This window comes from Bradyrhizobium sp. C-145, from assembly GCF_023375135.1.
In the GTDB taxonomy this organism is placed as follows: Bacteria; Pseudomonadota; Alphaproteobacteria; order Rhizobiales; family Xanthobacteraceae; genus Bradyrhizobium; species Bradyrhizobium zhanjiangense.
On record NZ_CP088150.1, the window covers coordinates 6,189,057 to 6,209,013 of the forward strand.

Annotated in this window: 15 protein-coding genes and 1 pseudogene; 8 read left to right on the forward strand and 8 right to left on the reverse strand. The window is 56.1% G+C overall.

What is annotated here, in order from left to right:
* Nucleotides 1-297: 297 nt before the first annotated feature.
* Together LRP30_RS29250 and LRP30_RS29255 are read right to left on the reverse strand one after the other, a co-directional pair.
* Nucleotides 298-1,650, reverse strand: a complete 1,353-nt coding sequence (locus LRP30_RS29250) for an O-antigen ligase family protein (protein ID WP_249756974.1) — start codon at nucleotides 1,648-1,650, stop codon at nucleotides 298-300.
* 201 nt (nucleotides 1,651-1,851) lie between these two features.
* A pseudogene (locus tag LRP30_RS29255) lies at nucleotides 1,852-2,563 on the reverse strand (IS256 family transposase); the annotation flags it as partial.
* Nucleotides 2,564-2,819: 256 nt separating this feature from the next.
* Here LRP30_RS29255 and LRP30_RS29260 point away from each other — a divergent pair.
* From LRP30_RS29260 to LRP30_RS29275, 4 genes are all read left to right on the forward strand, one after another.
* Nucleotides 2,820-4,082, forward strand: coding sequence for a right-handed parallel beta-helix repeat-containing protein (locus LRP30_RS29260; RefSeq protein WP_249756975.1), 1,263 nt, complete (start codon nucleotides 2,820-2,822; stop codon nucleotides 4,080-4,082).
* Nucleotides 4,083-4,837: 755 nt separating this feature from the next.
* Entirely contained in the window at nucleotides 4,838-5,860 is a 1,023-nt protein-coding gene (locus LRP30_RS29265) for a glycosyltransferase family 1 protein (protein ID WP_249756976.1), read from the forward strand.
* A 706-nt stretch (nucleotides 5,861-6,566) separates the two neighbouring features.
* Complete coding sequence (locus LRP30_RS29270; RefSeq protein ID WP_249756977.1) at nucleotides 6,567-7,628, forward strand: hypothetical protein; 1,062 nt, start codon at nucleotides 6,567-6,569, stop codon at nucleotides 7,626-7,628.
* Nucleotides 7,629-7,728: 100 nt separating this feature from the next.
* Nucleotides 7,729-8,781, forward strand: coding sequence for a glycosyltransferase family A protein (locus LRP30_RS29275; RefSeq protein WP_249756978.1), 1,053 nt, complete (start codon nucleotides 7,729-7,731; stop codon nucleotides 8,779-8,781).
* Here LRP30_RS29275 and LRP30_RS29280 read toward each other — a convergent pair.
* The 4 genes from LRP30_RS29280 to LRP30_RS29295 form a co-directional block, all read right to left on the reverse strand.
* A complete protein-coding gene (locus tag LRP30_RS29280; protein ID WP_249756979.1) occupies nucleotides 8,778-10,247 on the reverse strand; it encodes a lipopolysaccharide biosynthesis protein in 1,470 nt (489 codons plus the stop codon). The two genes, LRP30_RS29275 and LRP30_RS29280, sit on opposite strands and share 4 nt — an antisense overlap.
* A 146-nt stretch (nucleotides 10,248-10,393) precedes the next feature.
* Entirely contained in the window at nucleotides 10,394-11,047 is a 654-nt protein-coding gene (locus LRP30_RS29285; protein WP_249756980.1) for a PIG-L deacetylase family protein, read from the reverse strand.
* Nucleotides 11,044-11,841, reverse strand: a complete 798-nt coding sequence (locus tag LRP30_RS29290; RefSeq protein ID WP_249756981.1) for a glucose-1-phosphate cytidylyltransferase — start codon at nucleotides 11,839-11,841, stop codon at nucleotides 11,044-11,046. The genes LRP30_RS29285 and LRP30_RS29290 overlap by 4 nt, the downstream gene beginning before the upstream one ends.
* Entirely contained in the window at nucleotides 11,838-13,133 is a 1,296-nt protein-coding gene (locus LRP30_RS29295; protein ID WP_249756982.1) for a class I SAM-dependent methyltransferase, read from the reverse strand. Before LRP30_RS29295 ends, LRP30_RS29290 begins: the two co-directional genes overlap by 4 nt.
* A gap of 307 nt (nucleotides 13,134-13,440) precedes the next feature.
* Between LRP30_RS29295 and LRP30_RS29300 the strand changes: the two genes are divergently transcribed.
* The 4 genes from LRP30_RS29300 to LRP30_RS29315 all read left to right on the forward strand — a co-directional run bounded on the left by LRP30_RS29300 (nucleotide 13,441) and on the right by LRP30_RS29315 (nucleotide 17,483).
* Complete coding sequence (locus LRP30_RS29300; protein WP_249756983.1) at nucleotides 13,441-14,391, forward strand: hypothetical protein; 951 nt, start codon at nucleotides 13,441-13,443, stop codon at nucleotides 14,389-14,391.
* 123 nt (nucleotides 14,392-14,514) lie between these two features.
* Nucleotides 14,515-15,237, forward strand: coding sequence for an SDR family NAD(P)-dependent oxidoreductase (locus LRP30_RS29305; protein ID WP_249756984.1), 723 nt, complete (start codon nucleotides 14,515-14,517; stop codon nucleotides 15,235-15,237).
* 75 nt (nucleotides 15,238-15,312) lie between these two features.
* A complete protein-coding gene (rfbC, locus tag LRP30_RS29310; RefSeq protein ID WP_249756985.1) occupies nucleotides 15,313-15,843 on the forward strand; it encodes a dTDP-4-dehydrorhamnose 3,5-epimerase in 531 nt (176 codons plus the stop codon).
* Between the two features lie 122 nt (nucleotides 15,844-15,965).
* Entirely contained in the window at nucleotides 15,966-17,483 is a 1,518-nt protein-coding gene (locus LRP30_RS29315; protein ID WP_249756986.1) for a DUF4038 domain-containing protein, read from the forward strand.
* 25 nt (nucleotides 17,484-17,508) lie between these two features.
* On the opposite strand, the gene LRP30_RS29320 is transcribed toward LRP30_RS29315, so the two are convergent.
* Entirely contained in the window at nucleotides 17,509-18,846 is a 1,338-nt protein-coding gene (locus LRP30_RS29320) for a DUF4910 domain-containing protein (RefSeq protein ID WP_249756987.1), read from the reverse strand.
* On the reverse strand, nucleotides 18,843-19,895 hold the full coding sequence (locus tag LRP30_RS29325) for an SDR family oxidoreductase (RefSeq protein ID WP_249756988.1): 1,053 nt from the start codon (nucleotides 19,893-19,895) through the stop codon (nucleotides 18,843-18,845). The genes LRP30_RS29320 and LRP30_RS29325 overlap by 4 nt, the downstream gene beginning before the upstream one ends.
* Nucleotides 19,896-19,957: the final 62 nt, after the last annotated feature.

Sequence of the window (19,957 nt, forward strand, 5' to 3'; positions counted from 1 at the left end):
CGCGGTCAACGAGCGCACGGCGGTCCGGGGAGCCTCATCGTCCGGACCTCTTCGCTAGAAACCCCGCTCCACGATCAACTGGCCGATCTTGGCGTGCAGCTTTTCAATCTCGCCCGCGTGGTCCCGCTTATGCTCGCCAACGCCTCAAGCGCGATCTTCGCCTTCAGCGCCGGGCCAATCTTCCGTCTCGTCCTCTGCGTCATTCTCCGCTCCGCCTGTTGCGAGGGGAACGGCGCAAAATCCATTAGTCAACCGGTCCGATTTTCGGGGTCCACTTCAGCCGGAGACTCTCAGATCTCAATCAACCGCGCCATGGTTTCCTTGACGCTTCCCACCATCGTCGATCCCCACATCCAGCAGCCATACCCCGCTGCCAAGAAGAAATATGAACCAGAGATAAGCCGTTCCATAATAGTGGACTGTCCAGCCCACTAGGAAGAATGCAATCATCATAATCAGATAAGCAGTTCGATAGGCGACCAGCCGCTCATCCAGTCCCTTCCTGAAGCTCACGCCGAGAAACACCGCGAAGAAGGACAATACCATCAGAAGGCCACCCGGGATGCCGAACCTCATAGTAGTTAGGAGCCAAAACATGTCGACACTTGGCGGCATCCAGCTAGATCGCGCCCAGTCTTCAAATCCGATGCCAAAAAGCGGTTGATTCAGGACCGAAGCAGAGCCGTACTCCCAAATCAGTAGGCGATGCCAGCCTGTAGCCGGCTCGAAGGTAAACTTTGAAATGTAGAACTGGATCGGGCTCTGATTGGAGCCGAATAGGACGGCGAGATAAGCTGCCAAGGCCACGCACCAGAGAATTTTCCAGCAGTACCGGTTCTTCCTAAAGAGTGCGCTCCACATCATCAACGCCGCCTGCACGGCGATGGCCGCGATTGGGGCCGACGACAATGACAGCAATGCCGTTCCTCCAACGAGCCCAGTCTTCAGCCACCGCTGAAACAGCGGAATGCGGTGGCCGAGGACCAGATGGGTCACGGCGAGGGCGCTAGCGGCGCAGATGCCGAACAGGATCGAATGCTCGAAAACAACCTGGGCTCGCCAAAGACCTGCACGCATATCGTTGCCGGCATTCGGAAAGGACGGAAGAATGGCGGCGAAAAGCTCCAGGAGAACATTGCGCCCGGTCAGTGCCTCTAAGAGCGCGAACGGAAAGAGAAACGCCACGACCCTGAACAGCATGCGTGCCATATTGAAGAAGTCGTCGGCGTCCCTGATGTAGCATCTGGCTACAAGATAGGCGCCCATCGTTTCAACAAACAGGATGCCGGCCGGCTTCACGGCAAATTCCGGGCCATGGACCACGACCAGGCTCACTACGCTCCAGAGGCAGAACAGCAGCAGGGCTATGTCGGAGGTCCGTATCCGTCCTGACGCGCCGCGCATCCACTTGGCCAGGCAGGGAAGGACCATCGCGAGTAGGATCACCCGGGAGGTGTACAGCGAGACAGAACCGATTGTCCCAACCCAGGGGACGACCAAGGAGGCCAAGAAAAGACGAACGGGCCACGGCAACGTCTTCTTGCCGGGCCGATCCGCACTGATGGCTTGCCGCCGCGGAGCACCGGGAATCGTTCCCTCCAGATCTCGGTAACGCCGTGACCTGGCGTAGACCCCCACTTCAATGCCCATCTACTACTCCGTTCCTGCCTAGGTCGCCCGGAAAAAGATTTTTGGGGTAAACTTCGCTCAATACCGGCTGTGGCCACATTATCACCCACCGAGCATGTCACTATATAAATTAAGAGCCGGCAGTGCTCTAAATTTAATGAGCAATCGACACCTTCCTGCAAGATTGGTTATGAGCTATGCTGGATTTTGGTGACAAGGTGATCAGACGGCGTGGTTTGCCGGCACCTGGATGACCTCGATGCCGTCGTTGAATGACATCTGCGATTCGGCAGAGCCGCCGCCAGGTCTTTGATGCAGCGATGACCAGACTGAACACCATCAGCTTGGCGGCGGTCGGCGACAACCAACCCTTGGTGCGCGTCGTCCGATTTCGCATGGTGGCGAACACACTCTCGATGGGATTGGTGGTGCGCAGGTGATCCCAATGCTCGGCAGGAAAGTCGTAGAAGACCATCAGCGCGTCGCGATCCCTGACCAGACATGCGTCCGCCTGACCGTATTTGGCGCGGTATTTTTCGGCAAAGACGTCGATCTCCGCTTCGGCGGACGCCCGGTTCGGCGCCCAATAGACCTCGCGCAGATCCTTCTTCATGCTGGTCCGCACCTTGTCCAGGACGCTCACTTTCTTGTGCACCGAGCATCGCTGGTGCCGTGTGCCGGGAAAGACCTCGTCGAGCGCCTTCCAGAAGCCGAGCGCGCCGTCGCCGTCGGCAATTTCCGACACGATCTGCAACCCGCGCTGCTTGACGTCGATCAAGAGTTCGCGCCAGCTCTGCGCGCTCTCACTCACGCCGACTTGAAAGCCGATCAGTTCCTTCGTGCCTTCCGGCGTCGCGCCGATCAGCACCAGCATGCACTCGCCCTGGTCTTCCATGCGAGCCTGCAGGAAGACGCCATCGGCCCACGCGTACACGTTCAGGTCGGCCGTGCCCATAACGGCAGGATCGCCGAGATCCGCTGCCCCCGCTGGACGCCCCGCGCTCGCGGACCCTCGCCCGCGCCACCTCGACCGGGCCGATGCCGGTTTGGCGTCCTTTCGCTTCAGCGCTCCTCGTGCGACGAAGATTTAACATCAACATGGCCGCACGTCAGTTTATCGTGCACTGCGCACCTTCGAGGAACAAGTGAGGCTGCATGACTCAAGGATTTCTAAGCAGCGGACATCCGCCATGACGACAGCGTTAGTTTTGATTGCGCTCTTGTTGATGAGCACACCAGCAGCACACGCCATTGGGTGCGTTGTTAATGGACCGCGCTACGGCCTGACAGCGGAGATCGTGAACTGGTCAATGAAGATTGGCACTGGTCAGAGTTGCATTCGTGGTCTCCGGTACAACAATGTCATAATTGAAAGTCTGGAGTTGGTCTCTCTGCCTCGGACCGGACAAGTTACAATAGAGGGTCCGGGTTTCACCTACACGGCCAAGTCGGGCTATGAAGGAGAGGATTCTTTCACTATCGCGCTCTCGGGCACAATCAACAGAGTAAAAGGAAGTTCAACCATTCGCCTTACCGTTTCTGTTGGGAATTCGGGCATCGGCGACCATCCTCCACGAAATCTCCGCGGGCCGATCGTGCCGCCCAACCTGCCAATGACTACCCCGATCGACGTCGATCCAACTCGCTTCGGCCTGCCTACCGCGGATACGGCGGGTGTCCCGGCTGGCGCTACCCTGACGAACTACAACGGTCCAATGACCATCACGACGCCGGGCGCAGTGATCGAGAACGTGATCATTAACGGCCAACTCACCGTCGATGCTGCGAACGTAACGGTCCGTAACTGCGTCATCCAGACTAATGATTGGTTTGGTGTCCATGGCGAACAATCGCCCAACCTTACGGTTCAAAACTGCAAAATCATCGGAGGCGACCAAACCAACTCGGGCATTCTCGGCAACGGAACGTTCTCCGGCAACGACATTTCGCATACCTGTATTGGCATCCAATTAACGGACGGCGCGAGCACCGTCAGTGGCAACTATATCCACGACTTATTTTACGACTCTATCCAGCCGCACTATGACGGCATCACCGCCCTAGGTGGCCAAGACCATGTGGTAATCGAGCACAATACGATTTCCATACCCTCCGGTTACGGCGGCACGGCAGAGGTCTTTCTCGATAACGACTTTGGTTCCGTCAACGATGTCATCATCAGAGACAACCTGCTGTATGGTGACCCGGCGTACACAATCCAATTGGTCCAAAAGGCCAACCTACCCGGCACTATCACCAACGTCGTGGTCGAGAACAACTACCTTGAGAAAGGGGAATACGGATATATCTTGCAGCAGAATATGGCGCCCGCGGCCATCCGCAACAATATCGCATGGGATAACGGAAAAGACCCCATCCCGTATCCAGATGATGGCCCTTTTGCTTTGCGCAACTGCGGATACGGATTGCGGTGCCCCCTCGTCGCGCGGTGATCGGCAACCTAGGCAAATGTTTCCCATGAAACGGCCAGGATACATTCAGTGAGCCATTATGCCAGCTCTTCGCGTCCGTCCTTGACTGCTCTCGACTGGAGTACGGCTTGCATTGGCACGCCCGCGATCAAGGTCGCGACAGGAAAGATGTGCTTCCCAGTTCGAAACCCGCGAGCACCAGACTTCAATTGGCTACGCGTGGATTGGGGCACTACGATCGCGAGCCGTAGCCGAGACAGTCATGCGGCTGAGGATGCCGAACCTTCGTGGCCAACCTTAAGATGACATTGTTGAGCGCTATCTGCGATGCCAGCTCGGTCGAGGAGGCCTACCGAGATCTGTCGGGCGAGCTGTCGGTGCAAGCGGCCGACCGAAGTGTGCATTCCTACGTTTGCTCGCCGATGGTTACGCCCTCGATCGTCTGTCTTCGCACCGTGGGGACGAAACGTATTCTCGCAAGATCGCACCGGGCCGGAGATCGGATATGACAGAAGGAAGGAGCGGTCGAGATGCCGCACGCAGCAACGGACGCTAAACTTACTCCTGCGACACTTAGGCGTGCCCGTATGGAGATTGGTCGCCGCTATCGCCAAGTTCACCGGATCTGGCGCGAGGATGGCGCTCAACCGATTCTGGATCGGTTGCGGCGCGCCCTGGCGAACCGGCTCGCGCCGCCAGTGACGCCTCTTCCCGTGCGGCCGTCCGACGTACTCGCTTGTGACCTAACCGTGCCACGGACGTGGGTGCCGCTCCGCATGGAAAGAGACGAGCGCCTCATCGTCAACTGGGTCATCGTACCTCCTGCGGCGGGTTCTGGTGGCCACACAACGATGTTTCGCCTTATAGAGCACTTGGAGCGGTCTGGACACATTTGTCGCATTTATCTCTACGACGTTTACGGCGGTGACGCCACCTATTATGCCTCCAGAGTTCGGGAGGTCTTTCCTGGATTCGCAGGCGAGGTGCACGACGTTAGAGAGGGCATGGCTGACGCCCATGCGGTCGTTGCTACTGCCTGGGAAACCGCGTATTGCGTGTACAGCGATGTGTGTCGGGGTATCCGATTCTATCTCATACAGGATTTTGAGCCGTGGTTTTACCCTGTTGGGGGGTGTAGCGTGCTCGCGGAAAACACTTATCGCATGAACTTCCACGCGATCACTGCGGGTCGCTTTCTCGCAAAGAAACTGAGCAACGAGTACGGGATGGCTGTGGAGTCGTTCGATTTCGGCTGCGACACTGAGCACTACCATCTTTTAGAAAAAGAGCGTCCTCGAGACGGGATAGTTTTCTACGCGAGGCCGGAAACGCCGCGACGGGCTTTCGAGCTTGGAATAATAGCGCTCAAGCTCTTCGCTGAGCGTCATCCTGAGCTCACAATACATTTTTACGGTAAACGGATTGGTAAGCTGCCGTTCAGCTACGTCGACCACGGCCTGATGTCACCCAAGGATCTGAACCGCATCTACAATCGCTGCTTTGCCGGATTGAGCCTGTCGATGACGAATGTATCCCTTGTTCCCCATGAAATGTTGGCAGCGGGTTGCATCCCCGTAGTCAATGATGCCGAGCATAACCGAGCCGTTCTCGATAATCCCTTTGTGCGGTACGCCCCCCCGACTCCCCACGCTCTGGCCGCTGCTCTCGACGACGTGGTTGCCACCAAGGATTTTGCGGCGCTGGCGGTTTCCGCCTCCGCCAGCGTGTCCTCGGCATCTTGGGAAGCAGCAGGGGATGTGGTCCAGCAATGCATACGGCGCATCGTATGCTGCCGGTGAGCACCCCTCAGCGGCTTGCTCTAGGGATGCCGAATTGATGGAGGCATGAGTCAAGATGGCAAACCGGGGAGCATATCGGGCATTGTTATCCCGGCGGGTGTATGTTCCCAAGCCGGACGGTCGCCGGCGCCCCCTTGCGATCGCCGCACCGAAAGACAAGTTGAGGATCGGAGGACGCTGGCTCGCCCACGCGGGAGTTGATCCAGCCACTCCATCAGGAACGCCAGTTTTGGATCGACCCGGCCAAGGAGAGGCGTCGGCGTGCGTACGCAAGGAGTATTGCGGTATCGGCCGCACAGGCTGGTGATGTCCCAGAATTCTCAAAGCATAATAAAGGACTGCCAGGAATTTGGTTCGGGCGAGCCGAGTCGAGGAGATTTTGGCCGGCACACAAGCTACAAAGGCCGCCGCACTGGCAGGAAAAACAAATATGCCCTGGGGCACGCCATTATTTGATTTAACTGTTGAAAAATCATTATTTTGATATTAATTTAGGGCATCAGATTAAAAAGACTTTTGTTGAATTTGAAGGTCCAGCGATTGAGCTTTCGAGTATTCGCAGGGCGCGAGCTGCCTTGGCGGACCATTGGACCCAATGTCATGGCGCAACGCTGGACCGCGAGAGGTGTGAACAGTGCAAGTAGGGGATTGGGTCGAGGTCCGAAGTAAGGAGGAGATTCTTCGGTCGCTTGACCAGGACGGCCGCTTGGAAGGCCTCCCCTTCATGCCGCAGATGTTTGACTATTGCGGACGTCGCTTCAAAGTCTACAAGCGCGCGCACAAGGCTTGCGACACGGTTAATGTTGAAATCGCAAGTCGGCGGCTTGCCAACGCGGTGCACCTCGAAACGCGTTGCAATGGCAAGGCATACGGCGATTGTCAGGCCGCGTGTCTGATCTTCTGGAAGGAGGCTTGGCTCAGGCCTGTGGAGGAAAGAGCCACTTCCATTGAGGTGCCGACCGATGGAAAAAGGCTTGAGCGTCAAGCACAGACGAACGGGAACGGCTGCTCGGAGGATGATATCCGGCGGGCCACGTACGTCCGCGGCCAACAAGACGCTGATACAAGGTACATGTGCCAGGCGACGCAAATGCCCCTGTTCACGACCCCTCTTTCATGGTGGGACATCAGGCAATACATCGAAGACTACACTTCGGGGAACGCGAGCTTGGGCGAGATATGCCGCGGTTTCGGGTATCTCAGCTACTACCATCTAACGCTCGCGAAGAGGGGGCGGCTGGGTATTCCTGCGCGTTGGCTTTATGACAAGTTTCAGGCCTTCGTGGGCGGCGTACCCTACCCGCGACATAGAGGAACCCTTGCACCCGGTCAGCCTACTCCGCTCGCGGATCTAAATCTGCAGCCCGGCGAATTGGTTCGAATTAAACCGTACTGGGAGATTCTCGCAACTCTCAATGGATACAAGAATCGCGGGATGTACTTCGACGCTGAAATGGTTCCGTATTGCGGAAAAGTTTATCGGGTCCGCACCCGGGTGACGAAATTTATAAATGAGACGACGGGAACGATGTCAACAATGAAGTTCCCTGCCGTCATCTTGGAGGGAGTCTATTGTCGCTCGCATTACAGCAATTGCCGAATGTTTTGCCCGAGAAGCATTTATTCCTGGTGGCGCGAAGCTTGGTTGGAGAGAGTTTCCGACCCTCCCTCGGTTGATATGAAACGCGATGCCAAGGTAGACGAGGCGAAGGAGCGACTGACGACGCCAACGATGACGTCGGTGGATCACGGCGGGCTTGAGCCGTAATCCTTCAACGATGTATTGCCGCCCCGATCGCTCATCCCGGCAGAACGGACAAATCCAACCGACAGCCTACCGCGCAGGATAAGTGGAGCATGGTGTCGAAATGGCATTCTCAAATACCGTGCCAGAGTTCGAAAGAGGTCCGCTGGTTACAATAGCGATTCCAACATTTAACAGGGCTTGGTGGCTTGGAGATTGCGTTGTTTCGGCATTATCGCAAACGTATTCACACTTCGAAGTGGTCATATCGGACAACGCGTCAACTGACAACACACCGGAGGTGCTGAACCAATTCAACGATCCTAGAATGCGTGTGGTCAGGCAAAAGACTAATATCGGTCTTCTTCCAAATTGGAACGCCTGTTTAGCCGAGGCAAAAGGCGACTATATAGTCTTTGTTTCTGATGACGACAGACTGGCGCCCTGGATGCTGGAACGTTGTGTTGCCCTAATCTTAAGGCATCCGCAAATTTCAGTCGTTATCGCATTGAGCGATGTGCGCTCCGCGGTACTCGCTCGGACACGGCCTGGACAAACCAGCTTACGGCTTGGAACAGGGATCTGGAATGGCTCGGATATTCTAATGGAGTATTTGAAGGATCAGATAGACATCGCAATGTCCAGCATCATGCTCCAAACTGCTCATCTCCGCGCAATCGGAGGCTTTCGGATCGACTTGCCCCATGCCGGCGATGTGGCAGCATGGGCTCCCCTTTTGTTGATGGGCAAGGCTGGATTGGTCAACGAATCCTGCGCCACGTTCAGCTTTCACAGCGACAGTGACAGCTCCAGGCTGGGTATCGAGCAGCTGATGCGGGACGGTTGGAACGCGGCCGATTTGATCTCCAATTACGCCAACCATTCCGTTCCTGAGCTGCTGGAGCGCCGTCGGCTACAACAACATGCCAGACGCTGTTTCGCCCGTCGCAATGCTTTAATCTTGTCGCGTTTCCGAGACAACGGCGGCACGTTGGCCGAAGTGCTTCGAACGATTTGGCGTTTTCGCCGCGGCTTTAGCCATATCGCAATAGTGGATGTCTTCAGATTGGCCTGGCCGATGGCAATCATTGTCTTTCCAAAATCAATCATCACCTGGCTTCGCCGCGTCAAGCGAAGTCTGATCAAGCAAGGTGGACCCCGCCACGGCCTACCTTAATACTCAGCCTTTCGATCAAGGGACGGGTTTCTCATGACCGCAAGTAGATCTAGGTAAAACGCTCTCTGTCCCATGACATGCAAAATCATATAGCAATATACGCCGGCCATGACACAACCGCCCAACGTAAGCCTCAAGAGTGAATGCCCTTGTTGTCCAAAATACAAGAGGACAATGAATGCCGCAGCCGCAGCCACGATGCCTGAGAGAAACGAACGCCTTACTGCTAGAAACAAATCCCACGGAGATACCGGCGTACCGTGAAGACACCACAGAACATGAGGAACAAGCCACAGCGTCATTGCCGTCGAATACGCCAGAGCCACTCCGTTCGGGCCGTAGGGCAATCCAATCAGGTAAGCGGAAATGACCAGTGGAGCAATGACCAGAGCGACCGCCAAGCTACGGCCCTGCAGTCCGCTGGACAGAAGCAGCCACGAAAGAGGATTGATCATCCCAAATATCAGAACTGTCGGGGACAGCAGTCGAAAGATAACCGCTGCCTCTACCCACTTGGGTCCAAGCACCACTAGCACAATATCATCACTAAATAGAGCGCAGAAGATGGTGGTTGGAATGGTCGCGGAGACGACCAGAGAATAGCCCTTCAGAAAATAGTTCTTCAAACGAACGGGGTCGTGCTGGAGACGCGAGAGCGCTGAAAACGCAACTCCGCCAATCGCCCAGTTAAGATTCTCAGTGGGAATAGTAACGAGTTGGTACGCCCTTCCATATAGCCCGAGGGCGTCTGCGCCCCAGAAGCGCCCGAGCAAAACCTTTTCGAGATTATAGGCGACATAGATGACCAGGCCATTCAAGGTCAGGGTTCCACCGAAGCGCAGCATGGCGCCGGTCCCTACCTTTAAGCGGGGTAGCCCCGGGATCCACGATGTCGTCAACCACATGCACGCCGTCGTAACAGCGGGCGAAACAATAGCCATGGCCACGAGTGCCCAGTAACCGAAGCCGGCGAGCGCCATTGCGATCGCAACCGCGCTGCTAGCCACCTGGGCTACCGTTTCGATAACTGCGAGAGCGATGTACCGCAGTTGCCGCTGAAGCAGTGCAAAGTGCTGCACGCCCGCCGCGTTCAAGATAAATCCAGCCGATATTGCGACAGTCACCCAAAAGAGCCGAGGCTCATGAAAAAACGCGACAAGAACCGGGGCAGTCACGACGCACGCGAGTGCAAGTACTGCCCCAACGGCTATGTTGATCCAGAACAAGGTCGAAACTTGCGCGTTGGTGATGGTGTCCCTCTGAACCGTAGCTGACGAAAGGCCGGCAGAGGTGAACAATCCATACACGCCGGTGACAACAGTAGCCATCGCGAGCAAACCGAAGTCTTCGGGATTGAGCAGGCGGCTCAGAATGGCAATTGACGCAAGACGAAGAGCGAAATTGGCAGCCTGCCCACAAAGCTTTGCGAAGCCTCCGCGAACTGCCCGCTCCTTCAAGTCCTTCATTGCGGTTACTCAGCACGTTGAATTGGGAAGACGCGCGCTCTACTTACTTGCGAATATGGCTCATCAAAATGTGCTCCTCCGCGAATCAGAGAGGACACCTGCGACGTAAATTCCGTCCGTATACCTCGGTAAAGATGGTCCCCTGATCAGACCATAGTGAGCTTCCGGGCAACAAATGCCTCCGCATACTTCTCCGGCGCCCGACATTCCATTCCCCGGAGCCGCGCCAACCCACGAAAGACTTCCGGATCGAACCATTGTTTGGACCGTTGACTTCCAAAGTGTGAAACCATGAGATCGATCTTCCGTTGCAATGCTCGGGCCGAGACTGGCGCGTAGCAATTCGGCTGTCCAACATCTCCGTCCCACTTCGGTATTTCGTATTCAAGGATGAGGTGATCTCGGAAGGTATTCCACGTCAGGCGAGATACCTGTCGGTGATCCTGATGAGCATCCTCCCGTCGATGCGTGAGGATAAGGTCTGGCCCAACACGCTCTCTTAATGTCTCGAACCAGCATTTGATCTGCTCGCCCTGCTCCGGAAAGAAGCCATCTCGAAACTTCATCATTTCGATTTTAGCGCTGGCCGCTTCGGACAGGAAGTCTGCGGCAGATTCCCTCGCTTCGCGCTCACGCTCGCCTACTGCGCTAAGAACACACCAGTGCACATCGAGGCGAACGCCGCGTTCCAGTAAGCTCAACAGTGTCGCTCCCGCGCCAATTTCGATGTCATCCGAATGGGCGCCCAGGCAAAGCACCGACAAATGATCCCCCGGTGCAACGAGCCGAGATCCGATCATGGTACTGCTGCGACCCGAGCGCCGACGTCAAGCCGCCACGGCATGTGACCGCGTTCGACCATTTCCTCCAACACCTGCCTGTCTCTCAGCGTATCCATCGCACGCCAGAATCCTTCATGCTTGACGGCCATCAATTGCCCGCTTTCGATCAAGCGTTTGAAAGGTTCAACCACGAGCTCCTCGCCATCCCGAATGTAGTCGAATATCTCGTTGCGAAAGATAAAATATCCACCGTTAATCCATATGTCGGATTCCTGACTGGCCCGCATCCGCCGTACGCCGCCTTGTTCGTCAAATTCAGCAAGATGGAAGCTAATAGGCGGATGGATCGCAATGAAGGACGCGATCTTGCCGCTCTTCCTGAAGCGATCGATCATATCGGGCAAGTACGCGTCTGTCAGACCGTCGCTGTAGTTGGCCAGGAACATCTCCTCGTCCTCGACCAAGTGACGGACCGCCATCAAGCGCTGCCCGATGTTGCGCCACATTCCGGTGTCCATAAGCGAGACGCGCCAATCGGGCGGTCGCTCTCCCAGTATCTCAATCTTCTTGCCGAAATTCGAGACCATACAGTCACTGTTCGCGGTCTGCTTGTAGTTGAGGAAATAATCCTTGACTACGTTCGCTTTGTATCCAAGGCAAAGAATAAAGTCCTGATGCCCATACTGGCTATAGTATTGCATGACGTGCCACAGGATCGGCTGCTGACCGATCGGCACCATTGGCTTCGGAATGCTGTCTGAGTATTCGCGAATGCGCGTGCCAAGCCCGCCGCAGAACAGAACGACTTTCATGGTGCGAAGTCCCTGGGGTCAATCACCTCCACGTCGGGTATGGGCACAACCATCTTGCATCCCCACGAGCCGACATGGTGCATTTGTTCGACGATCTCTCGCTTCAAATTCCACGGCAAAATTAACAGAAAATCCGGTCGAAATTCGTCGATCGCGGATACCGGATGAATGGGGATGTGCATCCCGGGCGTATACCGCCCGTGCTTGTATGGATTGCGATCAACGGTGAAATCGAGAAAGTCTGTGCCAATGGCGCAGTAGTTGAGCAGAGTATTACCTTTGCCGGGTGCGCCATAGCCGCATATTTTAGCGCCGTTCTGTTTGCACTCAATCAGGAATGACAAGAGCTGGCGCTTGGTGCGATGAACCTTTTCAGCGAACCGCGAGTAGCTCTCGATCTTCTCAAATCCAAGCTCGCGTTCATGAGCCAGAAGCGCGTCCACACGTACAGACGGCTTGTGGCTGGCATCGGCATGGCACAGATATACGCGCAGCGATCCGCCATGCGTGGCGAGTTGCTCAACGTCAAATAGCTTCAGCTGGTGCCGTCGCGCGAGGTAGTCAATCGTGAGCAATGAGAAATACGAGAAATGCTCATGATAGATCGTATCGAACTGGTTCTCCGCAATGAGCCGTTCAAGGTGCGGAAACTCCAGTGTGATGACCCCTTCCGGGGCAAGCAGACGGGCCGTTCCAGCCGCAAAATCGTTGAGATCCGGGACCTGCGCCAGGACGTTGTTTCCGATGATGAGATCGGCGCGGCAGCCTTGCGAGACGAGGCGATCAGCCAACGTCGATCCGAAAAATTCGATAAGGGTCGGAATGCTCTTGCGGCGAGCTGCCTCAGCAACATTGGCCGCTGGCTCGATTCCAACAACGGGCACGCCGAGCGGCAGGAAATGCTGAAGAAGATATCCGTCGTTGCTCGCAAGCTCGAATACCTGGCTGCCGGGTCCGAGCCCGAACCGCGCCGTGACCGCTTCGCAGTAGCGGCGCGCGTGCTCGACCCATGACGTGGAATATGACGAGAAATATGCGTACTCGCTGAAGATGTGCTCCGGCTGCACATACTCCCGGAGCTGCACGAGAAAGCATTCCCCGCAAGCCAGCGCGTGGAGCGGAAAGTAAGGCTCCATCTTGTCGATCGCGCCGACCGGCAAGAAGCTTTCGCAGAGCGGCGACATGCCGAGGTCCACGAAAGTCGTTGCAAGCGGTGCGCCGCATAGCCGGCAACAACCAAACCTGGGCGCTCCATTGCCCCCGATTTCGCCTTCCTTCAGTTTGGCGTGCATAGCTCTGTCCGGTTCGCGGTGAGAATCACGTCGTTGAGCCGCTCACCCCGCATTAGATCCTGGTAATCGCGGCAGTCTCTATTTAGGATCAATACAAATTTAAATCAAACAAATATTTTTAGCTTCGCCAAATTGATTGAAATCGCATCGATCCCGTGATAAAATTAAAGAAATTCCGGGAACTCCACCACCGCCAACGCCAGCCGCTCACTATTATCGAAACATTACTTTTTAACTGGATCTATATTTGCGATCGTCCTACCATTAAATAAATTAACTCCGCCGCAACTACGACCGAGTGACTCTCATGAACAACACAGTCTTCTATGACCTGAACGTTTCGGACGATATCCGCCGTCAACGACTGTACGATGGACAGCTGTTTGTCTACTCGACACGGCAAACCGTTCTAGATCTCGTCAACTTCGCGAGGTCGATGGTCGAAGATGCGTTCGGCGGCGTTGACCCCAGGACGGCGCAGAAGGCCATGGAGGTCGAACGTTACGCCGACCTTCTGGGCAAGTTGAAGCCAGAGTTCATTCATCATCCTGAATCGAAGCGTTACCTGAGACGGATCTTGGAGGACTTTGGGTGCGATCCAGAGAAGACCTTTTTCGATGTGCCCAGAATGCGCAGTTCGACGAGCGATAACTATCTCACCACGGGTATCGCATTCGCTTGGCACCCCCACCGCGATACTTGGTACTCAGCCCCAGCCTCCCAGATCAATTGGTGGCTGCCGATCTATGAGATCGAATCGGACAACGCGATGGCCTTCCACCCGCGCTATTGGAGCCAGCCGGTGAAAAACAGCTCCTCCGAATACAATTACTATGTGTGGAACAAACTGCATCGCGGAGAAAGCGTCGCAAAGCTGATCAAGAGTGACCCACGCCCGCTGCCGCGCGCTACTGAACCGCTCGAGCTGGATCCGCAGCTGCGACTCATTTGCCCTGTAGGCGGCCTGATACAGTTCTCCGCTGCGCAAATGCACTCAAGCGTGCCCAACACGTCGGGCGTCACTCGCTTCAGTATCGACTTCCGGACCGTTCATCTCGACGACGCTGCCGCAAAGCACGGCGCGCCGAACATCGATTCGGGTTGCAGCGGCACCGTCATGCGCGACTATCTCCGTTGCTCGGACCTCTCGGGAATACCCGAGGAGGTCATTTCGCTCTATGACGATGGCACCGAGAGCGGCGGAGAGCTGCTCTATGTGCCCAAGCCCACGCGCGAAGAGAGTGCACAGGCTTCGTAGCGACAGCAGGTCATGGATATTCCACTCTGCCAGCCGAAGCCGAGCGCCCTTGCGATCGGCCCTCCAGCCGAAGCTTGCCCTGTTTGGCTTGTTTGAGTTTCCCAACGGCCGGACGATCCGACGATGAGTAGCGAATGGAAAGCAGCGATCACCGGCGCCAGTTCCGGAATCGGCAGGGCGATAGCCACCGCGATCGCTTCTCAAGGCAGCTCTGTATGTCTGATTGGTCGAGATCTGGCGCGGTTAGAGGCTGTTGCCGATGTTGCCCGTGCGACCGCTCCGACGGTGTTGGTGCATGAGGCAGATCTGAGTGCCGATGGCGCCGTCAAGGAACTGGGTCAACACCTCAGGAACGAATTTGGGGCACTCGACGTCTTGGTCCACTGCGCTGGAGCCCTCGCGACCGGAAGCGTTGAGAGAACACCGGTGCAACAACTCGACTTGCTCTATCGGACGAATGTCCGAATGCCATTCCTGCTTACACAGGAGCTACTACCGCTTCTCAAAGCTCGACAAGGCCAGATTGTGTTTGTTAATTCATCCCAGGGACTTCACCCCAAGGCCAATAGCGGAGCGTTCGCGGCAACTCAGCACGCGTTGAAGGCGATCACTGATAGTCTGCGCCAGGAGATCAATGTCGACGGGATCCGAGTGCTCAGCATCTATCCGGGGCGCACCGCGACCCCAAGAATGAAGGCGCTCTACAAAAATGAAGACCGGCGCTATCAGCCGGAGCTTCTACTTCAAGCAGAGGATATAGCTGAGGTCGTACTAAACTCGTTGCTCCTGCCGCGCACGGCAGAGGTCACAAATATAGAAATTCGTCCGCATTTAAAATCGTACTAGGACGACTTTATCGGAATAGGCGGAATGCCCGAACAAACGCGAACCGAGAGCTCCGAGAATTCCCGGAACTAGACGATGGAATTTCGTTCCACAAATCTTGCGGGCGCCTACCTAGTTCAACTCGAGCCGGTGCATGACCAACGTGGGTTCTTTGCTCGCACGTTCTGTGTCGAGGCGTTTGCAGCCCACGGACTTGAAATCGGCTATCCGCAGCACAGTATTTCGTACTCAGCGCGCAAGGGAACGCTGCGTGGAATGCACTACCAGCGCGATCCTCATCGTGAAGCAAAACTCGTGCGCTGTACGAAGGGTGCCATTCTCGACGTCATAGTCGACGTCAGACGGGGTTCATCGACCTTTTGTCGCTGGCAGAAATTTGAGCTCTCGTCTGCGAACGGCCGCCAGCTCTACATTCCAAAAGGCTTCGCACACGGCTTTCAAACCCTCTGCGATGACGTTGAAGTGAGCTACCTAATCTCTACACCTTACCAACCAGGATATGCTGACGGCATTCGCTACGATGATCCCGCGCTCGGAATTGAATGGCCGTTGCCGATAGCGGAAATTTCCGAAAAGGATCTGCATTGGCCCCGATTTGAGCGCTGAAAGCGCTGAACCTTCGGCTAAGAGGATGACAGACGCAGCCACATTCGTACCGCTCGCCGAAACACGACGACGGGCGTATCCGCTCCCGCGTGGCCGAAGCAATGCCACCCCAGGAGAGGCGGATGCGCACGCCAGCTAGCCGCATTCTCGTGGTTTGCGCGCTGCTGTCGTTTGGCGCCGAAGCTTTTGCACTTGATCTTTCGTGGGTACATAATTCGGGACCAATTGCCGTCTCTCTCTCGACCAAGCCAGCCTTTCCCCTCAAGGTCAGTGCAAACAATCGCTACCTGGTCGACCGAGACGGCGCACCGTTCCTGATGGTTGGCGACTCTCCCCAAAGTCTCATCGGCAATTTATCCGAAGACGAAGCGGCGGCGTACATTGCCAACCGGGAAAGGTACGGGATCAACGCTCTTTGGATAAATCTGCTGTGCAATGCAGGCACCGGATGCCGGTCCGATGGCGCCACCGCGGACGGTCTTGTGCCGTTTACGGTGCCGGCCGATCTCTCGCGTCCAAACCCAGCCTATTTTCGGCGCGCCGACAATATGATCCGTCTTGCCGACAAGCGTGGGATGGTCGTGATCCTCGACCCTATCGAAACCGTCGGGTGGCTGGCCACTCTAAGGGCAAATGGCGTTGCAAAGGCATACGGTTATGGCCAATACCTTGGCAGCCGCTACCGAGACGTTCCGAACATCATCTGGATGCACGGCAACGATTTCCGGTCCTGGCAAGACAGCGATGACCGCTCGCTGGTGCAGGCTGTCGCACAGGGAATCCGGGATGCGGACCTGAACCACCTCCACACAGTGGAGCTCAATTTTCTGACGAGCGGGTCGCTGGACGATCCAAGCTGGCGACCGCTGATCGATCTGAGTGCCGCATATACGTACTTCCCAACCTACGCTCAGATACTGACCGAATACAATCGCACCGACCACAAGCCCGTTTTCTTAGTCGAAGCAAATTACGAGTTTGAGCACAATGCCGGGACGGATGGCGGGACGACGCAAAATCTGCGACGACAGGAGTATTGGACGATGCTAAGCGGTGCGACCGGGCAGCTCTACGGTGCGCGCACCTGGCGTTTCGATAAGGGCTGGGAGAAGGAGTTGGATAGTCGAGGCGTGATTGAGCTCAGCTATATGAGAAATCTGTTCGTTCACCGAAAGTGGCATGATCTCGTTCCCGATCGGACACATACCGTTACGATTGACGGCTACGATTGGCTTTCCGAGCACATCGCGAAGTTGGCTGCTTATCTCGGCAGCTGTCGGGTCTCCACATTCGTCCAAGGTCTCTTCTCCAAATTCAGAGGGTTCACGCACTTCGGATCGATAGCGACTAATACATATGCACCCACGGCTCGAACGGCCGACGGTTCGCTCGTGATTGTCTATTTTCCGACCAATCGCCCCATCACGATCGACATGTCGAAACTGGCCGCGCCGGCCACAGCCCGCTGGTATGACCCAACCAACGCCACCTACCGGCCGGCAGCCCGGTCCCCCCTCATAAACGGAGGCGTTCGCAGGTTTTCTCCGCCGGGGTCCAATAGCGCTGGCGATGGTGACTGGGTTCTACTTCTCGAAACCAACCCTGCGGACCAAGTTCAGGCCGCCCGAGGTCGTTTCTAAAAGATTCGACCCATCGCTTTTGCGCTCAGCTCTTGCTCGGATCGACATCGCCATACGGCGTTAAGAGCCCGTTTCGATGCAGCAGCTGCGCCGTCTTTCGCACTAGGCCGAACGGCAAATTGGCGCGTTCGGCAATATCAAGTAGCGAATGTATCCCATCAGACAGATTGAGGATCCAGAGCATGGCCATATTGGCAGCTACGGCGTCCTTGTCCCCTCCGATGGCCCCATAAAGTCCGCGCCGCCCCAGTTGTGGTTCGCATTTGGGGTTTGTGTTACGATACACCATGTCGTTTTCGACGATATCGATAGTCTCGGCTATGAGGCGGTAGGACTGAGCCAGATGATCTGGCGCGATGAAATCGAGATTGTCGGCTGAGGTGTGATATTGTGGTACTCCGCCGAACTGGCTGCGCTGGAAGAGACCAACAGGTAAATTGAATCCTGGCGAACAATACTGACGCTCGTCATAACCATACGGAGAAAATTCGAGAATCGTCGGGGTTAGCCCGCAATGCCGAAGGCTGTGAGTGAGCACTCTGTCGATCTTGGCGTCGCCTCGCCTACTCTTTTTATATGTTGGACCTCCTCCGTCTCCGACCATGGACACGACGAGCCCATGCTTGATGTGCTTTACGTGATCCTCATTGCGTGCAAGCCACGTGATCGCACCGATCGTTCCTGGCGCAAACAGAAATCGGAAGCTGTGTCGGGTTCTGAGCCCCGCCATCCGTTTTGCGAGATGGGTTAGTAGCGCAACTCCCGAGCAGTTGTCGTTGGCAAGTGAAGGGTGGCAGATGTGCGCGGAAAGCAGAAACTCATCGTCCGTTTCGCCCTTGTGCAAATATTCGCCATAGCTCAAAGAGCCATCAGAAAACTCGGTATAGATGACCACCTCGTACCGTTCGTCTTCGAGGCTCTCAAGCAGTCGATGGGGCATGCAGAACGCCCAATTCTCGGCATAGTAAGAAGTCCGATAAGGAATCAGGTCCGGCTGGTCCGGTAGCGTGTACACATGTTGCTTGAGTTCTGCCAACGATACCCAACGATGAACTGGGACGCTGTAGCTCATCAGATGAAGGTTTGACGTGGCAAAATCCACGATCTTTCGGCCACGCTGGTCGCGGATGTACGCTTCACGGACGTTCCATTCCCGCGGGACCGCCCAGTCAAATATCTCCGTTCCGGTCGGAACCTCGTGCAACTCAAGATTGATATGTGAACGGATCGCCTGCAGCGTTTTCCGCACCCCTTTGCCGGTGATGCTGCGGCAGATCGGATATATCTCGGCCGCGAAGGCGAATATATCCTCGCCAAGATTCCCGCTTACCAGCCTTTCGCCGACCGTCAGCGGACCGTTCATGATGCCGCTTGAAGCCGCGGTTTCGAGTGGCGCAAGTCGCTACTGAGAATTCGCTCCGCCAGCAGCTTCCGAATATGGCCGATACGTTGATATCGCGGCCCTTCGAACTCCTCCAAAGTCAACTTCGAGGAACGATAGACTCTGTAAAGCTGTTCGGCGCCCATTCGAGCGTCCCACAGCGGCTCAAACCCTGGCAACTTGCAGCGGATCTTCTCGAAGCTCACTCGGTAGGATCGCTCATCTGGACTCGCATCCTCGGCAACATCCACCGTAGAATTCGGCACCACACTCGCGACGATCTCGGCTAGATCCCGAATTCGATAATTGTGAGCAGTCTGACCCACATTGAATGCCTCATTGAAGACGGATTCGGCGGGCGCCTCCAATGCGGCGATGAAAGCTCGAGAAATATCCTCGATGTGGACGATCGGCCGCCAGGGCGAGCCATCAGATTTCAGGTGAATTCGTCCCGTCGTAAACGCCCATGCAACAAGGTTGTTCAGGACAATATCGAAGCGCAGCCGCGGTGAGACTCCGTACGCTGTCGCTGGCCTCAGATACACCGGGCAAAACCCGTCGCCGGCCAACGTCGAAATATCACGTTCGGAGGCAACCTTGGATTCCCCGTAGGCCGTCACCGGATTGAGCGCGGCGGTCTCATCGATCATTTCCTCGCCGGCTTTTCCATAGTTGCTGCAAGACGAGGCGAACACGAAACGACGTACGCCGGCATATTTCGCTATCTCGGCCATGCGAACGCTTGCACGATGATTGATCTCGTCGGTCAGTTCAGGCCTCAGATTGCCGAGCGGATCGTTTGAGAGCGCCGCTAGATGCAGCACAGCGTCGAAGCCAACGAGATCCGCAACCTCCGCGTCTCTGACGTCCTTCCAAATCGTCGGGACCTCGAGAATGCTACCGCCAGCAGCGTATGTACACCGGGAGTAGATGTCGCTGTCCATTCCAGCCACCTCGTGACCGGCGCCGACCAGCATTGGCGTCAAGACCGTGCCGATGTAGCCAAGATGACCTGTTACAAGAACTCGCATTGCCATTCTCCATCGCACTCAATTTCATGAACGAAACTTGCCCGGCTTCCGTGTTTCGGCCA